General features: G+C 49.9%; 17 protein-coding genes. 4 read left to right on the top strand and 13 right to left on the bottom strand.

Going from position 1 to position 19,800, the window contains the following annotated elements; translation table 11 throughout:
• Nucleotides 1-160: 160 nt before the first annotated feature.
• Complete coding sequence (locus tag G392_RS0104025) at nt 161-781, bottom strand: c-type cytochrome (protein WP_027009192.1); 621 nt, start codon at nt 779-781, stop codon at nt 161-163.
• 294 nt (nt 782-1,075) lie between these two features.
• On the opposite strand from G392_RS0104025, the gene yihA reads away from it, so the two are divergent.
• Together yihA and G392_RS0104010 are read left to right on the top strand one after the other, a co-directional pair.
• Entirely contained in the window at nt 1,076-1,678 is a 603-nt protein-coding gene (gene yihA / locus G392_RS0104015) for a ribosome biogenesis GTP-binding protein YihA/YsxC (protein ID WP_027009191.1), read from the top strand.
• A 75-nt stretch (nt 1,679-1,753) separates the two neighbouring features.
• Nucleotides 1,754-2,167, top strand: a complete 414-nt coding sequence (locus G392_RS0104010; RefSeq protein WP_051255568.1) for a hypothetical protein — start codon at nt 1,754-1,756, stop codon at nt 2,165-2,167.
• A gap of 432 nt (nt 2,168-2,599) precedes the next feature.
• Here the strand turns inward: G392_RS0104010 and G392_RS0104005 are convergent, their stop codons facing one another.
• The 11 genes from G392_RS0104005 to hrpA all read right to left on the bottom strand — a co-directional run bounded on the left by G392_RS0104005 (nt 2,600) and on the right by hrpA (nt 16,870).
• Nucleotides 2,600-3,199 (bottom strand): hypothetical protein, encoded by a 600-nt coding sequence (locus G392_RS0104005; protein ID WP_027009189.1) that lies wholly within the window; start codon nt 3,197-3,199, stop codon nt 2,600-2,602.
• Between the two features lie 67 nt (nt 3,200-3,266).
• On the bottom strand, nt 3,267-5,444 hold the full coding sequence (locus G392_RS0104000) for a RelA/SpoT family protein (protein WP_027009188.1): 2,178 nt from the start codon (nt 5,442-5,444) through the stop codon (nt 3,267-3,269).
• A gap of 144 nt (nt 5,445-5,588) precedes the next feature.
• The gene (locus G392_RS0103995) at nt 5,589-6,521 is read right to left on the bottom strand and encodes a LysR family transcriptional regulator (protein ID WP_027009187.1); all 933 of its coding nucleotides are present in this window, start codon (nt 6,519-6,521) and stop codon (nt 5,589-5,591) included.
• Nucleotides 6,522-6,575: 54 nt separating this feature from the next.
• On the bottom strand, nt 6,576-7,394 hold the full coding sequence (gene mutM, locus G392_RS0103990) for a bifunctional DNA-formamidopyrimidine glycosylase/DNA-(apurinic or apyrimidinic site) lyase (RefSeq protein WP_027009186.1): 819 nt from the start codon (nt 7,392-7,394) through the stop codon (nt 6,576-6,578).
• Between the two features lie 2 nt (nt 7,395-7,396).
• Nucleotides 7,397-8,710 (bottom strand): antiviral reverse transcriptase Drt2, encoded by a 1,314-nt coding sequence (gene drt2 / locus G392_RS12070; RefSeq protein WP_034334397.1) that lies wholly within the window; start codon nt 8,708-8,710, stop codon nt 7,397-7,399.
• A gap of 379 nt (nt 8,711-9,089) precedes the next feature.
• Complete coding sequence (locus G392_RS12065; protein ID WP_051255567.1) at nt 9,090-11,756, bottom strand: DUF3418 domain-containing protein; 2,667 nt, start codon at nt 11,754-11,756, stop codon at nt 9,090-9,092.
• 13 nt (nt 11,757-11,769) lie between these two features.
• Nucleotides 11,770-12,501, bottom strand: coding sequence for a DNA-methyltransferase (locus G392_RS0103980; protein WP_156900793.1), 732 nt, complete (start codon nt 12,499-12,501; stop codon nt 11,770-11,772).
• Complete coding sequence (locus G392_RS0103975; RefSeq protein WP_034334395.1) at nt 12,488-13,555, bottom strand: DNA cytosine methyltransferase; 1,068 nt, start codon at nt 13,553-13,555, stop codon at nt 12,488-12,490. Before G392_RS0103975 ends, G392_RS0103980 begins: the two co-directional genes overlap by 14 nt.
• Before the next feature lies 1 nt (nt 13,556).
• Complete coding sequence (locus G392_RS12060; protein ID WP_034334393.1) at nt 13,557-14,192, bottom strand: hypothetical protein; 636 nt, start codon at nt 14,190-14,192, stop codon at nt 13,557-13,559.
• A 26-nt stretch (nt 14,193-14,218) separates the two neighbouring features.
• Nucleotides 14,219-15,382, bottom strand: coding sequence for an HNH endonuclease (locus tag G392_RS13235; protein WP_169718739.1), 1,164 nt, complete (start codon nt 15,380-15,382; stop codon nt 14,219-14,221).
• A gap of 93 nt (nt 15,383-15,475) precedes the next feature.
• Nucleotides 15,476-16,870, bottom strand: a complete 1,395-nt coding sequence (gene hrpA, locus G392_RS0103955) for an ATP-dependent RNA helicase HrpA (RefSeq protein ID WP_027009182.1) — start codon at nt 16,868-16,870, stop codon at nt 15,476-15,478.
• 150 nt (nt 16,871-17,020) lie between these two features.
• Between hrpA and G392_RS0103950 the strand changes: the two genes are divergently transcribed.
• Nucleotides 17,021-17,434 carry a DUF2147 domain-containing protein gene (locus tag G392_RS0103950; protein WP_051255566.1) on the top strand — a complete coding sequence of 138 codons (414 nt, stop codon included), beginning with the start codon at nt 17,021-17,023 and terminating at the stop codon, nt 17,432-17,434.
• A gap of 165 nt (nt 17,435-17,599) precedes the next feature.
• Here G392_RS0103950 and G392_RS0103945 read toward each other — a convergent pair whose 3' ends face one another.
• Nucleotides 17,600-18,259: an HAD family hydrolase gene (locus tag G392_RS0103945; protein ID WP_027009180.1), complete on the bottom strand. Its 660-nt coding sequence runs from the start codon at nt 18,257-18,259 to the stop codon at nt 17,600-17,602.
• A gap of 235 nt (nt 18,260-18,494) precedes the next feature.
• Here G392_RS0103945 and G392_RS0103940 point away from each other — a divergent pair, with 235 nt between their 5' ends.
• On the top strand, nt 18,495-19,661 hold the full coding sequence (locus tag G392_RS0103940) for an extracellular solute-binding protein (RefSeq protein ID WP_027009179.1): 1,167 nt from the start codon (nt 18,495-18,497) through the stop codon (nt 19,659-19,661).
• The last annotated feature ends 139 nt before the right edge of the window (nt 19,662-19,800 follow it).

The raw sequence follows: 19,800 nt of genomic DNA, 5'->3' as shown, positions 1-19,800 counted from the left end.
CCGCCATGCCCGCGCGGGCGGAAATCCAACGACAAACCCAAACAAACCTTGACGAAACATTGCCCGCAGGTCGTCGTGTAGTGGATTTGCGCATGCGCGGAAATGACGGCGTTTTATATTTCACTGATTTTCATCAGAAAATATCAAACAATGACGCACCTTAATGCAAGCCTTGAATGAAGTTGGCAACGGCTTTCATGTCTTCTTCGCTCATGCGTTTGGCAATGTCGCGCATCATGTTGCCGGTGCGTTTGTCGGCGGCGTAGGCTTTGAGCTGCTCGACCACGTAGTCGGCATGTTGCCCGCTCAGGCGCGGATAGGCGGTAACTTCGGTGCCGCCGGCGGGAATGCCCGCACCGTTGGGGCTGTGGCACGCCATGCAGGCGGGGATTTTTTTCTCGGGCAAGCCGCCACGGAAGATTTTCGCGCCCAATTGCGGATTGGCTTTGGGATTGGTTTCGCCCGGACGCGCCTGCTGTGCGGCGTAGAATGCGGCCACGTTGCGGATGTCGTCGTCGCTCAACTGCTGTATCGCCGCCATCATGGAAGCGGCAGCGCCCGTTGTGCGTTTGCCTTCTTTGATGTCTTTGGTTTGCTTGAAAATAAACTTGTGGTGCTGACCTGCCAAGCGCGGATAGGCGGCGATGTTGCTGTTGCCGTCTGCGGCGTGGCAGGCAGCGCAAACCTGTTCGGCAATCTGCTTGCCTTTTGCCAACTCCGCCTGCGGTGCGGCGACTGCCGCGCTGCCCAACATCCCCAATGCAATAAACAATCGTTTCATCAAAATTCCTTTTTGGTTTGAAACCCGCCGTACACGGCGGTAGAATAAGCCAGGGCGTGTCATCAACGGCTTTGCGAAGCGGTTTTTCAAGCAAAAATCCGCAGATACAGGGCGAAAACCCGCGCAAGGCCGGACACCGTGCAAGGATTTTCAACGCGGCAGGTGCTCATTTGGGCTGAAAATACCGCCGCATAAGTAAATGATGACACGCCCTAATGTGGTTCGTGAATGGATTTTACCCCGCCAAGCATGGTATTCTATACCAATATTGCCACTGCGTACACCGAACCTGCCATGAGCCGCCTTTTTCAAAACGCCAAATTCTTTACCACCGTCAATCACTTGAAAGACCTGCCCGACACCCCCGCCGAAATTGCCTTTGTCGGGCGCAGCAACGCGGGCAAATCCAGCGCCATCAACACCCTGTGCAACCACGTGCGTTTGGCGTATGTTTCCAAAACACCGGGACGCACCCAACACATCAATTTTTTCGAGCTGGCAAGCGGCGCGTTTCTGGCGGATTTGCCGGGCTACGGCTACGCGCAAGTCCCCGAAGCGGTACGCGCCCACTGGATTACCCTGCTGGGGCAATACCTGCAAACGCGCCGCCAGCTCATCGGGCTGCTGCTGATTATGGACGCACGGCACCCGCTCAAACCCGCCGACGGGCAAATGCTGGACTTTTTCGCCCCCACCGGCAAGCCCGTGCATATTCTGCTTTCCAAAGCCGACAAATTATCCAAGAACGAACAAATCAAAACCTTGTCGGCGGTCAAACAATCCTTGCGCGCGCGCGGGCAAAACGCCACCGTACAACTGTTTTCCAGCCTGAAAAAGCAAGGCATTGACGAAGTGGAACACACCGTATCGGCATGGTTTGCCGCCAACGAAGTTTAACGCCGCACAAACACACGGCAACACGGCGCGGGTTTATAATGGCGTTTTCTCCCCAAATTGCGAAAGGACGCGATAATGAAAACCGTGATTGCCGCTTGCACCGCACTGTTTGCCTGTGCGGGCGCGTTTGCCGCCGAGCTGACCATCGACAGCAAAAAAGAAGCCGCCTACATTTGCCAATCGCAGGGCGGCACGGTCAAACTCAACGCCATGTACGGCATCAAAGACAAGCGCGTGGTGGTGGCGCAAGTGAAAATCAACAACATCATTTCACCGGGGCTGTTTGCCCAAGACGGCGGCGCGGCGGGCAACCGCTTTGTCAGCATCGATGCGGACGGCACCATGTGGACGACCAAACCCGCCAACGGCGACACCATCACCCAAGTGGACGGCGGCGTGTTGTCCGTGCGTCAGGGCAAAACCAATGCCGTGATTGTGGACAACTGCAAACTGGACAAAGCCGCCACCGCCAAGCTGAAGCCGCAATAATGCCCCAAAGCGCATCATCAATTTGACCCAAAACCACAACACCGTCATTCCCGCAAATGTGGGAATGACGGCATTTTTCATCTTGCTGTCGGGCTTGGCGGTGTATCGTTTGAACCGCATCACGGCACGTTCCAGAGCGTGATGCGGGGTTTTCAGGCAGCCTGAAAATGTTTCGCCCGCCGTTTTTCCGGTTTCTCAAATACATGGTGCAAAAATATTCCCTCCCCCGTTTACGGGGGAGGGTCAGGGTGGGGGAAACGCAGTCCGTTTTTAAAGAAAAATCCGCTTTGAAATGCAGCGTTGCACCCCCACCCCAGCCCTCCCCCGCAAGCAGGGGAGGGAACGCCCGTTGTAGGGTGCGCCCAGCGCACCGTTTTTCCGATTTTTCAAATAGATGGTGCGCATGGCGCACCCTACGCCTACTACTACGATTTACTCTATTGAATAATTTGTATAATTCCGATGAAAAAACCTGTCTTCATCATTATCAGGACCACAGTCATCAACCCTATCCAGCCAAAATTTTAATCCCTCTAATGAGTTTGCAATGGCTGGTGTGCCTACTGAAAAGAAACGTTGAGTAAATAACACTTGATTTGTGATTTTATCCACATAAATTTCATCATAATCACTAATACCATCGGAATTCTTATCGCGAGCATAAAAGTTAATCAATCGTCTATTGGGTTGATTTAAGCCATAATACTTTTTCCCATTAAACTCAACCGTCCAATTACTGCTAATATTTTTAAAATCTTCTTGTAAGGTTTGCCACTCTGCCTCCCCAATCTGTTTGCGCCATTGTTCGGGCGTTACATATACGGTTGTTCCCGCTTCTGTGTGGCACAAATAGCTGACTTTCGCTTGAATATAGGCAAACTCCACCGCCCACCAAACCAACCAGCCGCCCATCGTCAGCATAAATCCCGTTACCATGCCCTTTTTCTTGCCGATTGTGTAGCCAATCAGCGTGGCAATCAGGGTAACGACACACCATACCGCCAATCCGAATAAAATTGCCAAGCCTAACATTTTGTTTATCCTTTAAATGTTCTTTCAGGCAGCCGCGTTCCCAAACGCAGGCTGCCTGAAACCTTTTTTACAAACGCATCACACTCATCACACCCTTCACCTCCGCCACCGATGCCAGCACGCGCGGCAAATCGTCCACCTGCTTCACCTCCAGCGTAAAGCGCATCGCCGCTTCCAGATTGCGCGACTGCGTTTGCACGGCGGTAACGTTCAGCTTGTGGCGGGTAAAAGTGTCGGACACATCGCGCAGCAAACCGGCACGGTCGTGCGCCCGCACCTCAATGCCGATGGCAAACACCTGTTCCGCGCCGTCCGCCGCCCAGCTTGCGGGCAGCACTTTTTCGGGGTGCTGCCGCGACAAATTGACGAAATCCGTACAGCTTTGGCGGTGAATGGAAATGCCGCGCTCGCGGGTAACGAAACCGCCAATCAGGTCGGGCGGCGCGGGTTTGCAGCATTTTGCCAAATTGGTCATCAAGCCGTCCTCGCCGTCCACCAACACGCCGTTACCGCCCGTTTTTTTGATTTTTGACTTGCGGACAATGCTTTGCGGATTAACGGGCGGCGGCGGCGGCGCGGTTTCGCAGGCTTTTTGCACGGCGCGGGGCGTGAGTTCGCCCTGCCCGATGGCGGTGTACAAATCCTCAAGCTGCCTGAAACCCAGTTTTTCGCAAAGCTGCTGCTGGTTTGGCTTCGGGTGGATTTTCGCCACGATTTTGTCAAACTGGTTTTTGCCGTCTTCGCGAATGGTTTCGGCGTTTTGGCGGCGGATATGGGCGCGGATTTTGCCGATGGCGCGACTGCTTTTCACCCAGCCTTCGTGCAACCAGTTCACCGAAGGTTCGCCTGTTTTCGCGGCGATGATTTCCACGCGCTGCCCGTTTTCCAAAGCGGTGGACAAAGGCACGATTTGCCCGTCCACTTTCGCGCCGCGACAACGGTCGCCCAAATCGCTGTGCAGCGCGTAGGCAAAATCAATCGGCGTGGCGCCCGCAGGCAGCGACAACACTTTGCCGTGCGGGGTCAGCACATAAATGGTGTCGTTGAACAATTCGGTTTGAAAGGCGGACGCCAAATCTTCCGTGCCGCTTTGCGCCATGTTTTCGCGCCAATCCAGCAGTTGGCGCAACCACGCGATTTTTTGTTCGTAGGCACTGTCGCCCTTGCCGCCCTCTTTGTAACGCCAGTGCGCCGCCACGCCGAATTCGTTGAACTCGTGCATTTCAAAGGTGCGGATTTGCACTTCGATGCCCTTGTCCTGCGGCCCGACAATCACGGTGTGCAAACTTTTATAGCCGTTGCCTTTCGGATTGGCAATATAGTCGTCAAACTCGCCCGGAATCGGCTGCCACAGGCTGTGGACGATGCCCAAAGTGCTGTAACACTCCGCCACGCTGTCCACCAAAATCCGCACGGCGCGAATGTCGTACAAGCCGTCAAAGTCCAGCTTTTTCTTGACCATTTTTTTGTAAATGGAATAAATGTGCTTGGGACGGCCTGCCACGTCATAATGAATGCGGGCTTTGTCCATTTCGCCGCGCAGGGTGTTGAGAAAATTTTCAATGTATTCCAAGCGTTCTTCGCGTTTTTCGTCCAGCAGTTTGGCGATGCGGCGGTATTCTTCGGGGTTGTGGTGGCGGAAACCCAAGTCTTCGAGCTGCCATTTGAGCTGCCACACGCCCAAGCGGTTGGCGAGCGGGGCGAAAATGTCCAACGTTTCTTTGGCAAGGGTGCGCACGGCGGGGCTGTCGGGAACTTGGCTCAAATACTGCATGGTGCGGGTGCGCAACGCGAGTTTAATCAGCACCACGCGGATGTCGGACACCATCGCCAGCAGCATTTTGCGCATGGTTTCGGCTTGGCGGGCGCGTTCTTCGGGGGTGGCGTGCGCGTCCATGCGGGTGAGGTGGGTGAGTTTTTGCACTTCGTCAATGCCGCGCACGAGTTGGCACACGGACGCGCCGCATTGTTCGGTAATGGTTTCTGCCCAATCGGGGTAAAAACGCGGCAGGTTGGTGAGTACGGTGGCGGCAACGGCATCGGGCAGCAAGTCCATCTCCGCCACCATCAGCGCGGCGGAAAGCAGGCGCGGCATCAAAGGTTCGCCCGCCTGCGTGCCACGCGCATCGGCGGGATAGTGCGTGTCGGCAAGGGCAAGAGCATTGAGCAGCGACTGCCGCGCACCATCGGGCAAGGTGGCGGCGTGGTCGGTGTAACGTTGGCGCAGTTCGGCAAGTTCGGTCATGGCGGTTCTCCTGTTGTGCGGCGCGGCGTTTTCCCCTTGTTTGACCAAGGGGAAACAAGGGGAAAAACCGATAGGAAATTTTGGCGGAAAATAGAGCGATAACTTGTTTTTCAATCGGGAATATAAGGACAAAACCCTGTATGTTCAAGGGCTGTTGGCAAGCGGGGTCAGCCCTTCGAGATTGGCAAAGCTCTCGCGGCGCATGATGGCGCAAAAGTCGTTCAGATAAGCGCGTTGGGCATCTTGGCGGCGCAAAGCGGCGTACAGCTCGCTTTGTAGGGGCGGACGCCCGATTTGTCGCGCCACAATATAGTTTTTCTCCACATAGGGCAGCACCGACCAACGCGGCAGCGCGGCAATCCCGCGCCGGCTCGCCACCAACTGCACAATGGCAATGGTGAGTTCGCTGGTACGGCGCTGCGGATAAATTCCCTGCGGCAACAGCACTTTGCGCAACAAATCCAACATATCGTCCGGCACGGGATAGCTAATCAGCGTTTCATCGGCAAAATCCTGTGCCTGCCAGATTTTTTGTGCCGCAAGCGGGTGTTCGGGCGCACAAATGCCCACCGTTTCGTAGGCAAAAAGCGGATAAAACACAATATCGGGCTGCGCCACCGCTTCAGAAACCACCGCCAAATCCGCCCGTTGCGCCAACAACAACGCCACAGGGTCTGCCTGAAACCCCGACACGATGTCCAACTCCACCTGCGGCCACTGCGGACGAAACACGCCCATCGCGGGCATCAGCCAATCAAAACAGGTGTGGCACTCCACCGCCAAACGCAACTGCCCCGCTTCACCGTGAACGATTTGGGTCAAATCGCGCTCCGCCGCCGCCACCGAAGGCAAAATTTCCCGCGCCAGCTTCAACAAACGCTCGCCCGCAGGGGTAAAGCGCAAAGGCACGGATTTGCGTTCAAACAAGGGCGTGCCGAAATGCTTTTCCAACATGCGGATTTGGTGCGACAACGCCGATTGGGTCAAAAACACCCGTCCCGCCGCCGCCGACACATTGCCCGTATCCGCCAGCGCCGTCAAAGTCCGCAAATGGCGCAATTCCAAAATCGATTCCATAAAAAATACCCGAAACCTGTCGCATCGACCGTTTCGGGTATTGTACAACAGCCCCTAAATTTGGCATACGGCACAATAAAACGTACCGCGCTGCCCAATCACGCTTTTTTCAACCGGCGCGGCGCACTGCGGACACGGCAAACCCGCACGCCCGTACACCGCATATTCCTGCTGGAAATAACCGCTTTTGCCTTCGCTATCGACAAAATCGCGCAGCGTGCTGCCGCCTTTTTCAATTGCCCGCGCCAAAATCGCTTTCACCGCCGCCACCAAACGGGCGCAGTCGTCCAAACTCAAAGACTTGGCGGGTCGGGTCGGCAACAAGGCTGCCTGAAACAGGCTTTCGTTGGCATAAATATTGCCCACGCCGACCACTACGGCATTGTCCATCAACGCCGTTTTAATCGGGCGCGACTGCTTTTGCAGCACGGCGAACAGGTATTCGGCGGTAAAACCGTCTTGCAAAGGCTCAACGCCCAAATTCGCCAACAAAGGGTGATGCTCCGCCACCCCCGCAAACCACAAAACCGCACCGAAACGGCGCGGGTCGTGGTAACGCAAAACGGTGTTGTCGGCAAACGCGATGTCCACATGGTCGTGTTTACCCGCATCGGGCGCATCGCCGCGAAACACACGCAGGCTGCCTGACATGCCTAAATGAATCAATAAAATACCCATATCAAAACGGATAATCAGATATTTGGCACGGCGGCGGCATTCGCGCACGGTTTGCCCGCGCAGGGTATCGGGCAAATCGGCGGGGACAGGCCAGCGCAATTTGGGCTGGCGCACTGTTACGCGGGAAACGGTTTTACTGTTGATATACGGGGCGATGCCGCGCAGGGTGGTTTCTACTTCGGGGAGTTCGGGCATAATTATGATGCTATTTCTCTAATTAACCGTTTATGCAAAGAATATAATTGCTTGCTAATAATTTTAGATTTAAAAGCAGTTGCTGCTTTTTTTCCATATGAAATGAAATTACGCCTACCGAAGTGGCTGTATCTTGAATATAACTGCTTCTTATATAATTTTTTTATAGGTTTTCCTCTACTACTTCTGATAATGGAATATTTTCTATGAGTTTGCTTTGCTAAACTTACTCCTCGCTTCATTCTATTGGAATAACGAGTGAGTCCTGTAGAACGCAAACTGATGGAGTTGTTCTCCATAATAAATCCTAAATATTGTAATGCTCTATCACTTTTTAATTGCTTGGCTTGATATTGAGAAAAGTGAACAATCTCGGTTTTCTCCTGATTAATGGTTAATCTCAGCTCTTCTATTTTTTTAATAACAAAATCATTTACTGCGTTTATATTTTCTTTATTGACAATACATAGAATGTCGTCGCAATATCGCATATATACAAAATTTTTATTTAACTTGTTGATATATTCAAAAACAGAAATGTCAAAATCTAACATATAAATATTGGATAATAGGGCACTAATAGGGGAACCTTGGGGAATACCTATATTTTTACTATTTTGAGTAATTTTGTTTGGATATTGCTTTCTAAAGCTACGAAATTCTTGTGCAGAACAAATGCGCTTATATGATTTTAGATTTGCTGTATTTTTGGGAATGCAAAAATGTTGCAAAACGTCATTTACATTAATTTTAGAAAATTTTGTTATTGCACGATAAACTGCATAATGGTCTTCAGGTAAAATATCTGTATTTAAAATTCTGCACCATGATTTCTTCAAAATCTCATGGTTTAAATTATCAAAAAATCCCGTGATATCCAATGCTAAAACAGAGCAATTACCAAGTTCTCTAATAGTATCAAATGCAAGTTTTGCAAAATCTATGTTACTTTTGCCTAGTTTTCTAAATGCTAAAACACATTTGTCTAAATGATTGTAACTATTTAGGATGATGTCTTCATATTTTTGTGAAAGAATATAATTATAGTATGCAAAAATATGACTATCTCGATGTGCTGCATATGAAATAGGACGTTTTTTGATATTTGGGTTACTTTTCTTGTCGCGAGTAATTTTCCCATCAATTACTCTTACTTTTAATTTGGGTATCTCGTAATGCAGAAACGGGTAAAAACTATGCGACTTAATATTTTGTTTTGATAAAACAAGGGATTCTGCTTGTTTAACTGAAATTGGCATATCAAAGTGTAGATATCCCTTTTTTTTAAACCAAGGATGATTAGGTTTTTTTATCATAGGAACACTATTTAGATTAGACCTTTTAATGAGTTAGCAAAACTAGGGAGCAGGATTATGGCAGTCCTAATTCTAGCGCTCCCCAGTATAGCCGAGGGTAACTTTTATTACCCCGTTTAAAATGCCATTATATGTTAAGAGTGGAGTACACTCACCATAACTTGATTACGGAGGCGCATTTATGCAATACGACACATCATAATCCCGCTCGTCTTGTCGCGCATTGATACCAATGCGTGCTTGACAAACTGTTACAGCTTCCCTGCTTCCTGAAAAAGTAGGCTTTGTAATAATAAATTAAATTTAGAAAATTTGTCAATAGTTGGATGGTCGTGGTCAATATGTGGTTATGGGTATTTTTAAGTATTTTTAATTTCTATTATTCAATATCTTTCAAATATTTAATTAATCTCTTAATTGAAACCGGATACGGCGTCTTCAACTCCTGCGCAAACAAGGAAACCCGCAATTCCTCCAGTTGCCACAAAAAATCATTCAGGCTGCCTGAAACAGGCAAATTCTGCCGCGCCAGCGATTGCACCTTCTCTTGCCACACCGCTTCAAGCTGCTGAATATCCGCTTCCCGCGCCGCATCACGCGCCGGATTGCCCGAATATTTTTCCATACGAAACACCATTGCTTTCAAATAGATAGTCAGCCGCGCCCATTGCGTCCACGGCGTGCGCGTGGCGAAACCGGCAGACAGCAGAACATTCAGGCGTTGGCGCAGCAGGGGGGTGAGCGGGTGTTTGCCGAGTTTGCCGTTGAGTTCGGCATAGGCGGCGGCGGTGTCCTGCAAATGGCGGCTCAAGGCTTCTTTCACGGCAGGCAGACGGCTGCGGGCGCGTTTAATTTGTTCTTTAAAGGCTTTTTCGTTGCGCGGCAGTTCGTCTTCGCCGATAAAAGCACGGTCGCACACGGCGGCAGTCAAATCATCGCGCAAGGTGTCGGCGGGAATGTGTTTGAGCAGCATCGCCGCTTCGGTAAATCCTTGAATGCCTTTGTTTAAATCTTTCATATGCTCTTTGAGTTGAAGCTGCATCAGCGCAATCACGCCTTGACGGTGGGCTTGGTCGGCGGCTTCGCGGGTGTCAAACAGGCGCAGGGCGATGTTGCCGTTTTTTTCTTTTTGCAGGGCAAGATAGCCGGTAAGCTGTTGTTTGCCGCGTGCGAATTTGATGCTTTCAGGCAGCGTGCCGATGTCCCAATTCGTTACCGTATCCCGTTCAAATTCTTGGGTATTGTCTCGGAAGGTGAGCGCGGCGGCGTTGCCGAGCTGCTGCTGGATATGCACCAAATCGCGCCCGCACGCCAGTTCCTGTTTGCCGTCATCAATCACGCGGATATTGAAACGGCAATGTTCGGGCAGGGGCTGCGCCGCCCAATCGTCCAAATTAATCTGTTCCAACAGGCGCATATCGCCGGCGGTTTTGGCAACGGCGTGGGCGAGTTGCGGCAAAATCGGACGGCTGCGGTCGGGGTCGGCGGCGAGAAAGGCGGTGATAAAGTCGGGAACGGGTACGCACACGCGGCGGATTTGTTTCGGTAAGGCTTTAATCAGTAACTGTAATTTTTCGCGTATCATGCCCGGAACCAGCCATTCCAGTTCGGAGGGATTGAGGCGGTTCAGCACGGTAAGCGGCACGGTCAGGGTTACGCCGTCAAGCGGGTGATGCGGTTCAAAACGGTAGGAAAGCGGGAATTTGCCGTCTGTATTGCGCCAAAATTTGGGGAACTGTTCTTCGGTAATGTGGGCGGCGGCGTGCTGCATCAGTTCTTCGCGGGTGAGAAACAGCAGGTGCGGATTGTCGCGCTCGGCGGTTTTGCGCCACGCTTCAAAGGTGCGGATGTCGGCGATGGGCAGCGACTGTTTTTCAGACGGCGTATAACGTTCAGGCAGCCTTTGATTGTAAAACTCAAACAAGGCTTCTTCGTCCACCAATACGTCCTGCTTGCGCGATTTGTGCTCCAACTCGCTGATTTCGCGTATCAGTTTTTGATTATGCACAAAAAACGGCGCTTTCAAATCGCATTCCTGCGCCACCAGCGCGCTGCGGATAAAAATCTCCCGCGCTTCATCGGGCGCAACCTTGCCGTAGGCAATCGGACGGCGCGGCAGCACGGTCAAACCGTAGAGCGTAACCCGTTCCGCCGCCACCACTTCGCCGCGTTTCTGTTCCCAATGCGGCTCAAAATAATGATAACGCACCAAATGCGCCGCTTCCTGCTCAATCCATTCCGGCTTGATTTCGGCAACATCGCGGGCGTAAAGCTTTGTGGTTTCAGTCAGTTCTGCCGCCATCACCCATTTCGGTTTGCTTTTGAACAGCGCGGACGCGGGAAACAGGAAAAAACGGCTGCCGCGCGCGCCGGTGTAGTCGTGGCTGTCGGGCGATTTCATGCCGACATTGGCAATCAAGCCCGTGAGCAAGGCGCGGTGGATTTGTTCGTAGCCCGCATCTTTTTTGGCACGGATTTGGGCGCGGTGCTGTTTTTTATCCAATTGTTTTTGTTTGAACTTGGCGGACAAATCTTGGTCGCCCTGATTTTCGGACGGCATCAGTTGCGCCTGTTTTTCAGGCTGCCTGAAAGCGCGTTCTTTGCTGGTCAAACCCATTTCCACCGCAATTTCCGCAAGCTGGCGGTGCAATTCGCGCCACTCGCGCATCCGCAAATGCGACAGAAAATATTGATGACACCACTGCACCAATTGCTTATTGGTCAAACCCTTATCGCGCTCGCGCTGGAAGTTGTCCCAAATATTCAAATAGGCGAGAAAATCGGATTGCTTATCGGCAAAACGCTCGTGTGCCTTGTTCGCCGCCTCCCGCGCTTCCAACGGGCGTTCGCGCGGGTCTTGAATGGACAGTGCGGAGACAATGACCAAAATTTCCGCCACACAATCATGCTTTTGTGCTGCCAATAAAATGCGGGCGATTTTGGGGTCAATCGGCAACCGTGCCATTTGCTCGCCGATTTTGGTTAGGCGGTAGCGGGGTTGATTAGACGATGTGTTTGGTATTTGGATGTTTTTTGTATTTTGCATAGCGGGAATGAGATTAAATGTGAGTTAAGCCGCCCTGAGAGCGTAATCGCTGCTGTGCAATTTCAAACCACTTGGCATCTTGCTCACAACCGATAAACTGCCGATACAAAGCCAAAGCTGCTATACCTGTTGAGCCTACACCCATAAACGGGTCAAATACCGTATCTAGGGGGCGGGTATGGATTTGGATGATGCGTTTCATCAATGCAACAGGCTTTTGTGTAGGATGGGCAGTACGTTCCTTGCCCAATAGTGTAGGTGTTTGAAAGAATGCGCGTTGGTAGGACACATCATCAGGTTTGTTAAATACCCATTTGCTGCTTTTGCCTTTCACCGCCCATACGGCAAATTCCATGTCCTGTACATAACGCCGATGAATATTGCGCGGCATAGGGTTGGCTTTTTGCCAGACCAACACATCTTTTACCACACCGCCAAGCTTTTCAATTTGGTTGCAAATATGCGAAATGAATTTATATGAGCAAAAAATAATTAATGAACCGTTTTTATCCAGCAATGGAAACGCATCTACTAGCCATGCGGCAGGGTCAAAATCCCAGTCCCAGTCGCCAAAATCCACACCTTGGCGCGGATTTTTCATGGTATGAAACTGATTTTCGGATGAAATGGCATAAGGAGGGTCAGTAATAATGTGCTGTACAATACGGTTCTGTTGGTGCATTTCGCGCATTTTCGCAATACAGTCAACGTGGTAGATTTCGGTGATTAAGTTAAATAAAGTCATTGAAATAATATTGTTTTAATGCGCATGCAAGAGCAAACGCAAGTTTGGGAGGAACAGCATTACCGATTTGTTTGCAGATGTCGGTCTTTTTTCCGTAGAACACAAAATCATCAGGGAAACTCTGCAAGCGTGCAGCTTCACGCGGAGTAATGGAACGGTGCAGCTCGGGATGAGAATTGCAGCCGTTGCTCGGTGTGTCAAAGCGTGTATCAATGGTAGGCGATACTTCCTGCCATTTGAGTCGCGCCCATGTCGTAACAAATTGTTGTTTGCCGCGCAACTCAAGCGGCAGACTGCTTTTATCACCCTCAGGTGGTATCATTTTCAGTTTGGTCAGTGCAATTTGATTGTGGTTGGTTGCCTGATGATTAAACAGCTTGCGCGAATTTTGACGCATTTCGCATTGGTATGCGCTATTTTCAGGCAACTTGTAATCTTGTTCAAATGCACCCTCACCGCTTGCTAAAAAATGCAAATCACTAATGGCATCGGCAACAGTTACGCGGTTGCCTGTTGGCAGCCTGGAAAAATCAAAGGTTTGTTTTTTCATACCGACAATAAATACGCGCTCTCGATTTTGTGGAACACCAAACTCACGTGCATTCAATATTTTTAAACGCACCGTTAGCCCTAAATTTTCCAGTTCTTGAGTAATTTCTTTTAAAAAATAGCCATTTGCTGTGCTTACTAAGGCTTTGACATTTTCCATCACAATAAAATCGGGTTGGATTGCAGCAACCAGTTTCAAATATTCGCGAAACAGAAAATTACGCTCATCTTGCAGACCCAGTTTTTTGCCTTTCAGAGAAAATCCCTGACAAGGAGGCCCCCCCAAAATGCCGCGTACTTGGTTTTGTTTTGATGCTTCAATAATTTGCTGTTTTAACATATCGTCAGTCAAATCACCGCATAAAGTTTGCGCATTACAGTGGTTGCGCAGGAAAGTTTCCAAGGCAGCAGCATTTATGTCTACACCCAAGGCAATATCAAAACCCGCACTTTCAAAACCATGCGATAAACCGCCTGCACCACAAAATAAATCTAATAATTTCATTTTAAAATTTTGTTTGATTAGAAATCAAAATATTGTACTTATATAAATTAATATACTGAATTTCTGAACCAATCTGATTAAAAATGAATCGTAATGGCACTCTAAATTGAGTATTTCGTAAAGAAACTCCTTGAATATATTGCGGTTGTTGATGCCTATCGTTAATGTTGATATTAATTGCAGCTAACCATGTTTGCAACCTAGAAATATAATCTGGATTGTGAACAATAACACTATCTAGTAAATCAGTAGTGTAATAAGATCCTTTAATATCTATACTACCACGAAGACCAAAAAAGCAAATTAATAGTATATTCAAAAAATTATCAGCAGAAATAGTGTTTTTTAAATTATCAATTTGCCGATAAATTTTTTCAAAAAAATTAAAAGTAGTAAAAGAACTTTGAATAAATAACTCATGATTATTGTCATTTAGCATAAATGGCAAACCAAAATAATTAGATAAAAGCTGATTATTCTGAGAGTAAATATTGCTAGCAAGTTGGATAGTTGCATATTTTGAAGACCTATAATTGGAAACAACTACAAAGCCACCATTCGTAGGTTTTGCATTTGCATATACAACTAATAATTGCATTAAATTCGCTTGTTGAAAAAACTGTATATCATTTAACATTTTATCTCTCCGTTAATTTAAAATGGTTACCTAAGTCTTTCGTAAACAAAATCAACTGCCTGCTGTTCATTGTCTACGAAATTTAAGCAAAAAGCTTTGGCGGTAGGAGCATTATCAAAAATTTGGCTAATTAGTCGACGCTGATAAGTTTCATCGGCACGATTTTTGCTCAAGGCACGATGACAGGCCGGGCAGAGTTTTACAAGGTTGTCAATTTGGTCGCAGGTGCTGTCGGCAGAAAAACTGATGCAGTGGTGCACTTCCATGTAATAGCGGTCTGATTGACGGTATTTAAACGAACGATCGGCAATCGCGTAATCTTGTTTGCACGCCGCACACTCATCGGGGAAATATACGCGGACATACTGCACAATTCCTTGATTACGTTTGTTTCTGGCATCAATTCCGTTATCGTATTGAAAGCCGAGCTCTTTGCGGAGTTGCTCGATTTCACGTTTGGTTTTATGTTGGTCTAAGACTTTAGAAGTATAAAAAATAATACGTTCCACAAAGGTTTTACTATTTTTTTGGACAATGCTTTTATCCTGAATAATGGCTTTGTTATTCTGTAAAATATCGGCTTTGTATTGATTGATTTGTGCTAATTGTGTGCCAACACGGTCATTGAAATAGCGAAGATTGATGCGAAATTGGGTATTGCGTTCGTTTTCACCGGAAACAAACTGCTCTTGCAGCTCGCGAAAATTCAGATTGAGTTGGCGCAAGTCGCTTAAATTGGTTAGCAGATTAAATAAGTTGTCCAAATATTTGGGGCTGACAACTGAACGCAGTAAATCCAAGCTGTAAAAATTCATTTTAAAATCAGGGCTGCCACGCAAGGCAAAAAATGACAATAAAATAGCATCTTCAAATGCATTGTCGCTGATTTGTGTTTCAAAGCGTTTTTGCTGGATGCGGCGGTAAATTTGGGCGAAAAAATCATCGCATCTTGTTGTAGATTGAATAACGAATTGGTGCTTGGTTTTGTTTAATTGAAACGGCAAACCTGTATATTGGCTCAATAACATATTATTAGTTTGGTACATTTGCTCAGTGAGTGGATTAACTTCGTATTTACTACTTTTGTAAGATGATTCAATAATGTAGCCACAAGCATAAGGTTTGGCGTTAGCAAAAGCAGCCAGTAAGGCGTTTAAACTGGCGGTTTGTAGAAAATCGTGTTCGTTCATAGAATAAGATCTCTTTAAATTAATGGACATTATAAAGCAATATTTCGTAAGAAATGTCATACCGACCGTTGTTTCGATAAACAACCAAATATTTCAGACAGTCTCCACTGCGCCCAATTCCTGCAAAACCTGAAACCCATCATTAATATAACGCTGCTCCGGCGCTTCCAAAAACGGAAACGCCGCCACATCGCCCAGTTTCAACGCCGCCATGCGCAAAATCACCGCCGCCAAATTGCTGCGGACAATTTCGGGGTCGGTAAATGCGGGGCGTTGTTCAAAATCCTCTTGCGAATACAATCTGATGCACACGCCAGCCGCCACGCGCCCGCAACGTCCCGCCCGTTGCCGCGCGGCTGCCTGCGAAATTTTTTCCACATGCAGTTGTTCCACTTTCGCCCGCGCCGAATAGCGTTTCACCCGTGCCAATCCCGTGTCAATCACATAGCGGATTCGCGGTACGGTCAGCGAAGTTTCGGCAACATTGGTCGCCAAAATAATCCGCCGCGTGTCGCCTTTGGGGTGGAAAATTTTTTGCTGCTCCTGCGCCGACAAACGGGCAAACAGGGGCAGGATTTCATCATTTTGGCGGAGCGGCGATTTGCGCAGCGCGTCCGCCGCTTCACGGATTTCGCGCTCGCCGGGCAGAAACACCAAAATATCGCCCGCGCCGAAACGTGCCAATTCGTCCGCCGCGTCCGCGATGGCATCGGCGGTTTCCATTTCCGCTTCGTCCTCATCGGTGCTGTGCAGGGGGCGGTACAACACGTCAACGGGATAAGTGCGCCCGCTCACTTCTATCACGGGCGCACCGCTGAAATGCTCGGAAAAGCGTTGCGCGTCAATGGTGGCGGACGTGATAATGATTTTTAAATCGGGGCGTTGCGGCAAAAGCTGTTTCAGGTAGCCGAGCAGAAAATCAATGTTCAGGCTGCGCTCGTGCGCCTCGTCAATAATGATGGTGTCGTAGGCGGTGAGGTAGCGGTCGGTTTGGGTTTCAGCAAGCAAAATGCCGTCCGTCATCAGTTTGATGCAGGCATCGCGGGAGGTGTGGTCGGTAAAACGCACTTTATAACCGACTGATTGTCCGATATTTTGCCCCAGTTCTTCGGCAATCCGCGCGGCGACGGAACGCGCCGCCAAACGGCGCGGCTGGGTGTGTCCGATTAAACCCGCCGCGCCGCGTCCGAGTTCCAAGCAAATTTTCGGCAGTTGCGTGGTTTTGCCCGAACCGGTTTCGCCGCAAATAATGGTAACTTGGTGGTTTTGCACGGCGGTTTTGATGTCGTCCAAACACTCGTGAACGGGCAGCGTGCCGTCAAACTGCGGTTTGGGCAGGTTTTGCCGGCGTTTTTGGTAGATTTCGTGGGATTTGGCGTATTTTTCGCGCACTTTTGCCAAGCCGCCGAATTTTTCGGGCTGCCTGAAAGCGCGTTGCAAAAAATGGCGGTCTTTGGCAAGGGTTTGGGACAAATCGGGGCTGTGCATGGCGGATTTTGATTTTAGAAACAATGGGGCGGGATTATAGCAGAATGTTTCGGGCTGTCTGAAAAGTAAACAAGCGTTAAGCCGCTTGCCGTGCCTGCGGCGCATTCAATAGAATTGCCAACCTATTCTAAACACGGTAAGGAAAATCCCATGCAAAAAATTCTGTTCGGACTGTTCGCGCTGGGCGCAGCGTTGGCGGTGTCGGCGGCACCGATTGAAGGCAAATGGCGCACTACGGACGACAAAACCGGCAAACCCAAAGCCGTTGTGCACATCAGCAAGAGCGGCGCGGCTTATCAAGGCAAAATCGTGTCGTTGGCGCAGGGTGTGGAAAACGTTTGTCCCGCGTGCGAAGACAAACGCCCCTTGGTGGGCATGGTGGTGCTGACCGGCTTGAAAGGCGATGAGCAAACTTACGAAGGCGGTAAAATCTTTGACCCCAAAGGCGGCAAAACCTACAAAGCCAAAGCCGAGCTCTCCGCAGACGGCAAGGCTTTGAAAGTGCGCGGTTATTTTGGCGTATCGCTGTTGGGGCGCACGCAAACTTGGGTGCGTGCCGATTAGCCTGCGCGGAAATGACGGCACATTTGTATATTTCACTGATTTTCAGTAGAAAAGTTCAAATAATGACGTATCCAAAACTTGCCGTTGTTTTTAAGTGAAACAAACACACCACCGTTGTGCCCGTACAAACAGGGAATAACGGTGGTATGGTGTTGATAATATGTTCTAATCAAAAAAACAGGGCAACGTCAGAATATCGGCGGGTTCGTACACTTCATAATCCCAATCCCACTGCTGCGGACGTTCGTGGGCGGGAATGTAGCCCCAACGCGCCAACACGGTGGTCATGCCTGCCGCCCGTCCTGCCTGCATGTCGCGCTCGGCATCGCCAACGTAAAGGCAGTGTTCAGGCGGCACGCCCGTTTGTTCGCAAGCGTACAGCATCGGCAGCGCACTCGGTTTCGGTTCGGCACAGGTGTCGCCGCACACCACCACATCGGGCGGCACGGGCAATGCCAGTTTTGCCAACAGCCGTTCGGTAAAGCGTTGCGGTTTGTTGGTGATGATGCCCCACGTCAGTCCGCGCCGTGCCAAGCCGTCCAGCAGGTCTGCCACGCCGTCAAATAATGTGCTGCTTTGGTGTTCGCGGCGGGCGTATTCGTTTAAATAGTCTTGTTGCCATCGGGCAAAATCCGCGCTTTGCGGGGTAATGCCCGCCAATGCCAGCAGCGCAACCGAGCCGTGTCCCGCCATCGGGCGGTAGCGTTCGGGCAATACGGCAGGCAAAAAACGGCTTGCCAGCAAAGTGTTGAGTGCACCGCCCAAGTCGGGCGCGGTGTCGGCGAGTGTGCCGTCCAAGTCAAAAAAAACCGCTTCGGGTCTCATGGTTGCGTGTCCGTGTATGTAAGATAAAGCCCATTGTAAACCCAAGCACCCCCGCCGCGTAAAATTTTGCTAAAATCGCCCTTTTCTTTCCCAAATTCAAGAGAAGATAGCCGTTTCAACACGCAGGGCGGTACGTTTGCCATGGTTCTGCGTGTCGCCCTGATTGGTCGGGGACATGCCCCGAATTTTATTTTACCGCCGTCTGCGGCGGGGTTTCAATCGAAAAGGAATTTTGATGAAAAAACATCTGTTGAGCACCGTTGTCCTGTTTGCCCTTGCCGCTTGCGGCGGACAGCAAAACGCCGAACAAAAAACCGCCGCCGCCCCCGCATCGGGAGCAAACGGCGCGTCCGCTCCCGCCGCCGCCGAACTGCCGCAAACAGACGCGCTCAATATTTTCAACTGGTCCAACTATGTGGACATGAGTACCGTTGATGCCTTCAAAAAAGACAACAATCTGAAGCTCACCTACACCGAATACGAAAACAACGAAGCGCTTGAAGCCAAAATGCTCACCGGCAAATCCGGTTACGACTTGGCGGTGCCGGGCATCGCTTTTCTGCCGCGCCAAATTCAGGCGGGCGCGTATCAGAAAATCAATAAAGACCTGATTCCCAATTACAAAAACATTGACCCCGAATTGCTCAAACTGCTGGAAACCGCCGACCCCGGCAACGAATACGCCGTACCGTATTTTTCCGGCGTGAACACTTTGGCGATTACCGCCAAAGGCTTGGAAGCCATCGGCGGCAAAGACAAGCTGCCTGAAAACGGCTGGGACTTGCTGTTCAAGCCCGAATACACCAACAAACTCAAACAATGCGGCGTGGCATTGTGGGACACGCCCAGCGAAATGTTCCCCATTGTGTTGAACTACATCGGCAAAGACCCCAAAGGCGACAATCCCGAAGATTTGCAAGCTGCCGCAGAAGTATTGCAATCCATCCGTCCCGATGTCAAACAGTTCAGCGCGTCCTACATTGACGCCTTGGCGCGTGGCGATTTCTGCTTGGTGGCAGGCAACGGCGGCGACCTGAACATGGCGAAAAAACGCTCCGAAGAAGTGAAAAGCAATGTCGGCATCGAAGTACTGACCCCGAAAGGCATGGGCTTTTGGGTGGAATCTTGGGTGATTCCGAAAGACGCGAAAAACGTTGCCAACGCGCACAAATACATCAGCTACACACTGGACGGCGACATTGCCGCCAAAAACGCCATGGAAGTTACCTTTGCGCCCGCCAGCCTGCCCGCGCGTGAAAAACTGCCGAAAGAACTGGTGGAAACCCGCTCCATCTTCCCGACTGCGGACGACATGAAAAACGGCTTCGTGATGCCGCAAATGAGCGATGAAGCCAAAAAAACCACCACCACTTTGTGGCAGAAGTTGAAAATGGGGAAATGAAGTCCACCCCTGCATCAATGCAGGGGCTTCCTACTGCGGCAACGAAATTTCGTTACCCGCTTCGGCGGGTTTCTGCTGCTGACCGCCTAACCGCACGGTTCACTTCACAGACGCTGCGGACACTTCCTGCCCTGAAACC

The organism is Conchiformibius kuhniae DSM 17694 (assembly GCF_000428785.1).
Lineage (GTDB): Bacteria > Pseudomonadota > Gammaproteobacteria > Burkholderiales > Neisseriaceae > Conchiformibius > Conchiformibius kuhniae.
This window is presented reverse-complemented; position numbering and strand designations above follow the sequence as displayed.

Bases quoted from the DNA above. Each gene is read 5' to 3' on its own strand.
- G392_RS0103995 (WP_027009187.1), bottom strand. From the start codon at position 6,521: ATGGAATCGATTTTGGAATTGCGCCATTTGCGGACTTTGACGGCGCTG.
- G392_RS12065 (WP_051255567.1), bottom strand. From the start codon at position 11,756: ATGCAAAATACAAAAAACATCCAAATACCAAACACATCGTCTAATCAA.
- G392_RS0103950 (WP_051255566.1), top strand. From the start codon at position 17,021: ATGCAAAAAATTCTGTTCGGACTGTTCGCGCTGGGCGCAGCGTTGGCG.
- G392_RS0103975 (WP_034334395.1), bottom strand. From the start codon at position 13,555: ATGAAATTATTAGATTTATTTTGTGGTGCAGGCGGTTTATCGCATGGT.
- G392_RS0104025 (WP_027009192.1), bottom strand. From the start codon at position 781: ATGAAACGATTGTTTATTGCATTGGGGATGTTGGGCAGCGCGGCAGTC.
- G392_RS0103940 (WP_027009179.1), top strand. From the start codon at position 18,495: ATGAAAAAACATCTGTTGAGCACCGTTGTCCTGTTTGCCCTTGCCGCT.
- G392_RS0103980 (WP_156900793.1), bottom strand. From the start codon at position 12,501: ATGACTTTATTTAACTTAATCACCGAAATCTACCACGTTGACTGTATT.
- G392_RS0104000 (WP_027009188.1), bottom strand. From the start codon at position 5,444: ATGACCGAACTTGCCGAACTGCGCCAACGTTACACCGACCACGCCGCC.
- G392_RS12060 (WP_034334393.1), bottom strand. From the start codon at position 14,192: ATGTTAAATGATATACAGTTTTTTCAACAAGCGAATTTAATGCAATTA.
- G392_RS0104010 (WP_051255568.1), top strand. From the start codon at position 1,754: ATGAAAACCGTGATTGCCGCTTGCACCGCACTGTTTGCCTGTGCGGGC.
- G392_RS13235 (WP_169718739.1), bottom strand. From the start codon at position 15,382: ATGAACGAACACGATTTTCTACAAACCGCCAGTTTAAACGCCTTACTG.
- drt2 (WP_034334397.1), bottom strand. From the start codon at position 8,710: ATGATAAAAAAACCTAATCATCCTTGGTTTAAAAAAAAGGGATATCTA.
- G392_RS0104005 (WP_027009189.1), bottom strand. From the start codon at position 3,199: ATGTTAGGCTTGGCAATTTTATTCGGATTGGCGGTATGGTGTGTCGTT.
- G392_RS0103945 (WP_027009180.1), bottom strand. From the start codon at position 18,259: ATGAGACCCGAAGCGGTTTTTTTTGACTTGGACGGCACACTCGCCGAC.
- mutM (WP_027009186.1), bottom strand. From the start codon at position 7,394: ATGCCCGAACTCCCCGAAGTAGAAACCACCCTGCGCGGCATCGCCCCG.
- yihA (WP_027009191.1), top strand. From the start codon at position 1,076: ATGAGCCGCCTTTTTCAAAACGCCAAATTCTTTACCACCGTCAATCAC.
- hrpA (WP_027009182.1), bottom strand. From the start codon at position 16,870: ATGCACAGCCCCGATTTGTCCCAAACCCTTGCCAAAGACCGCCATTTT.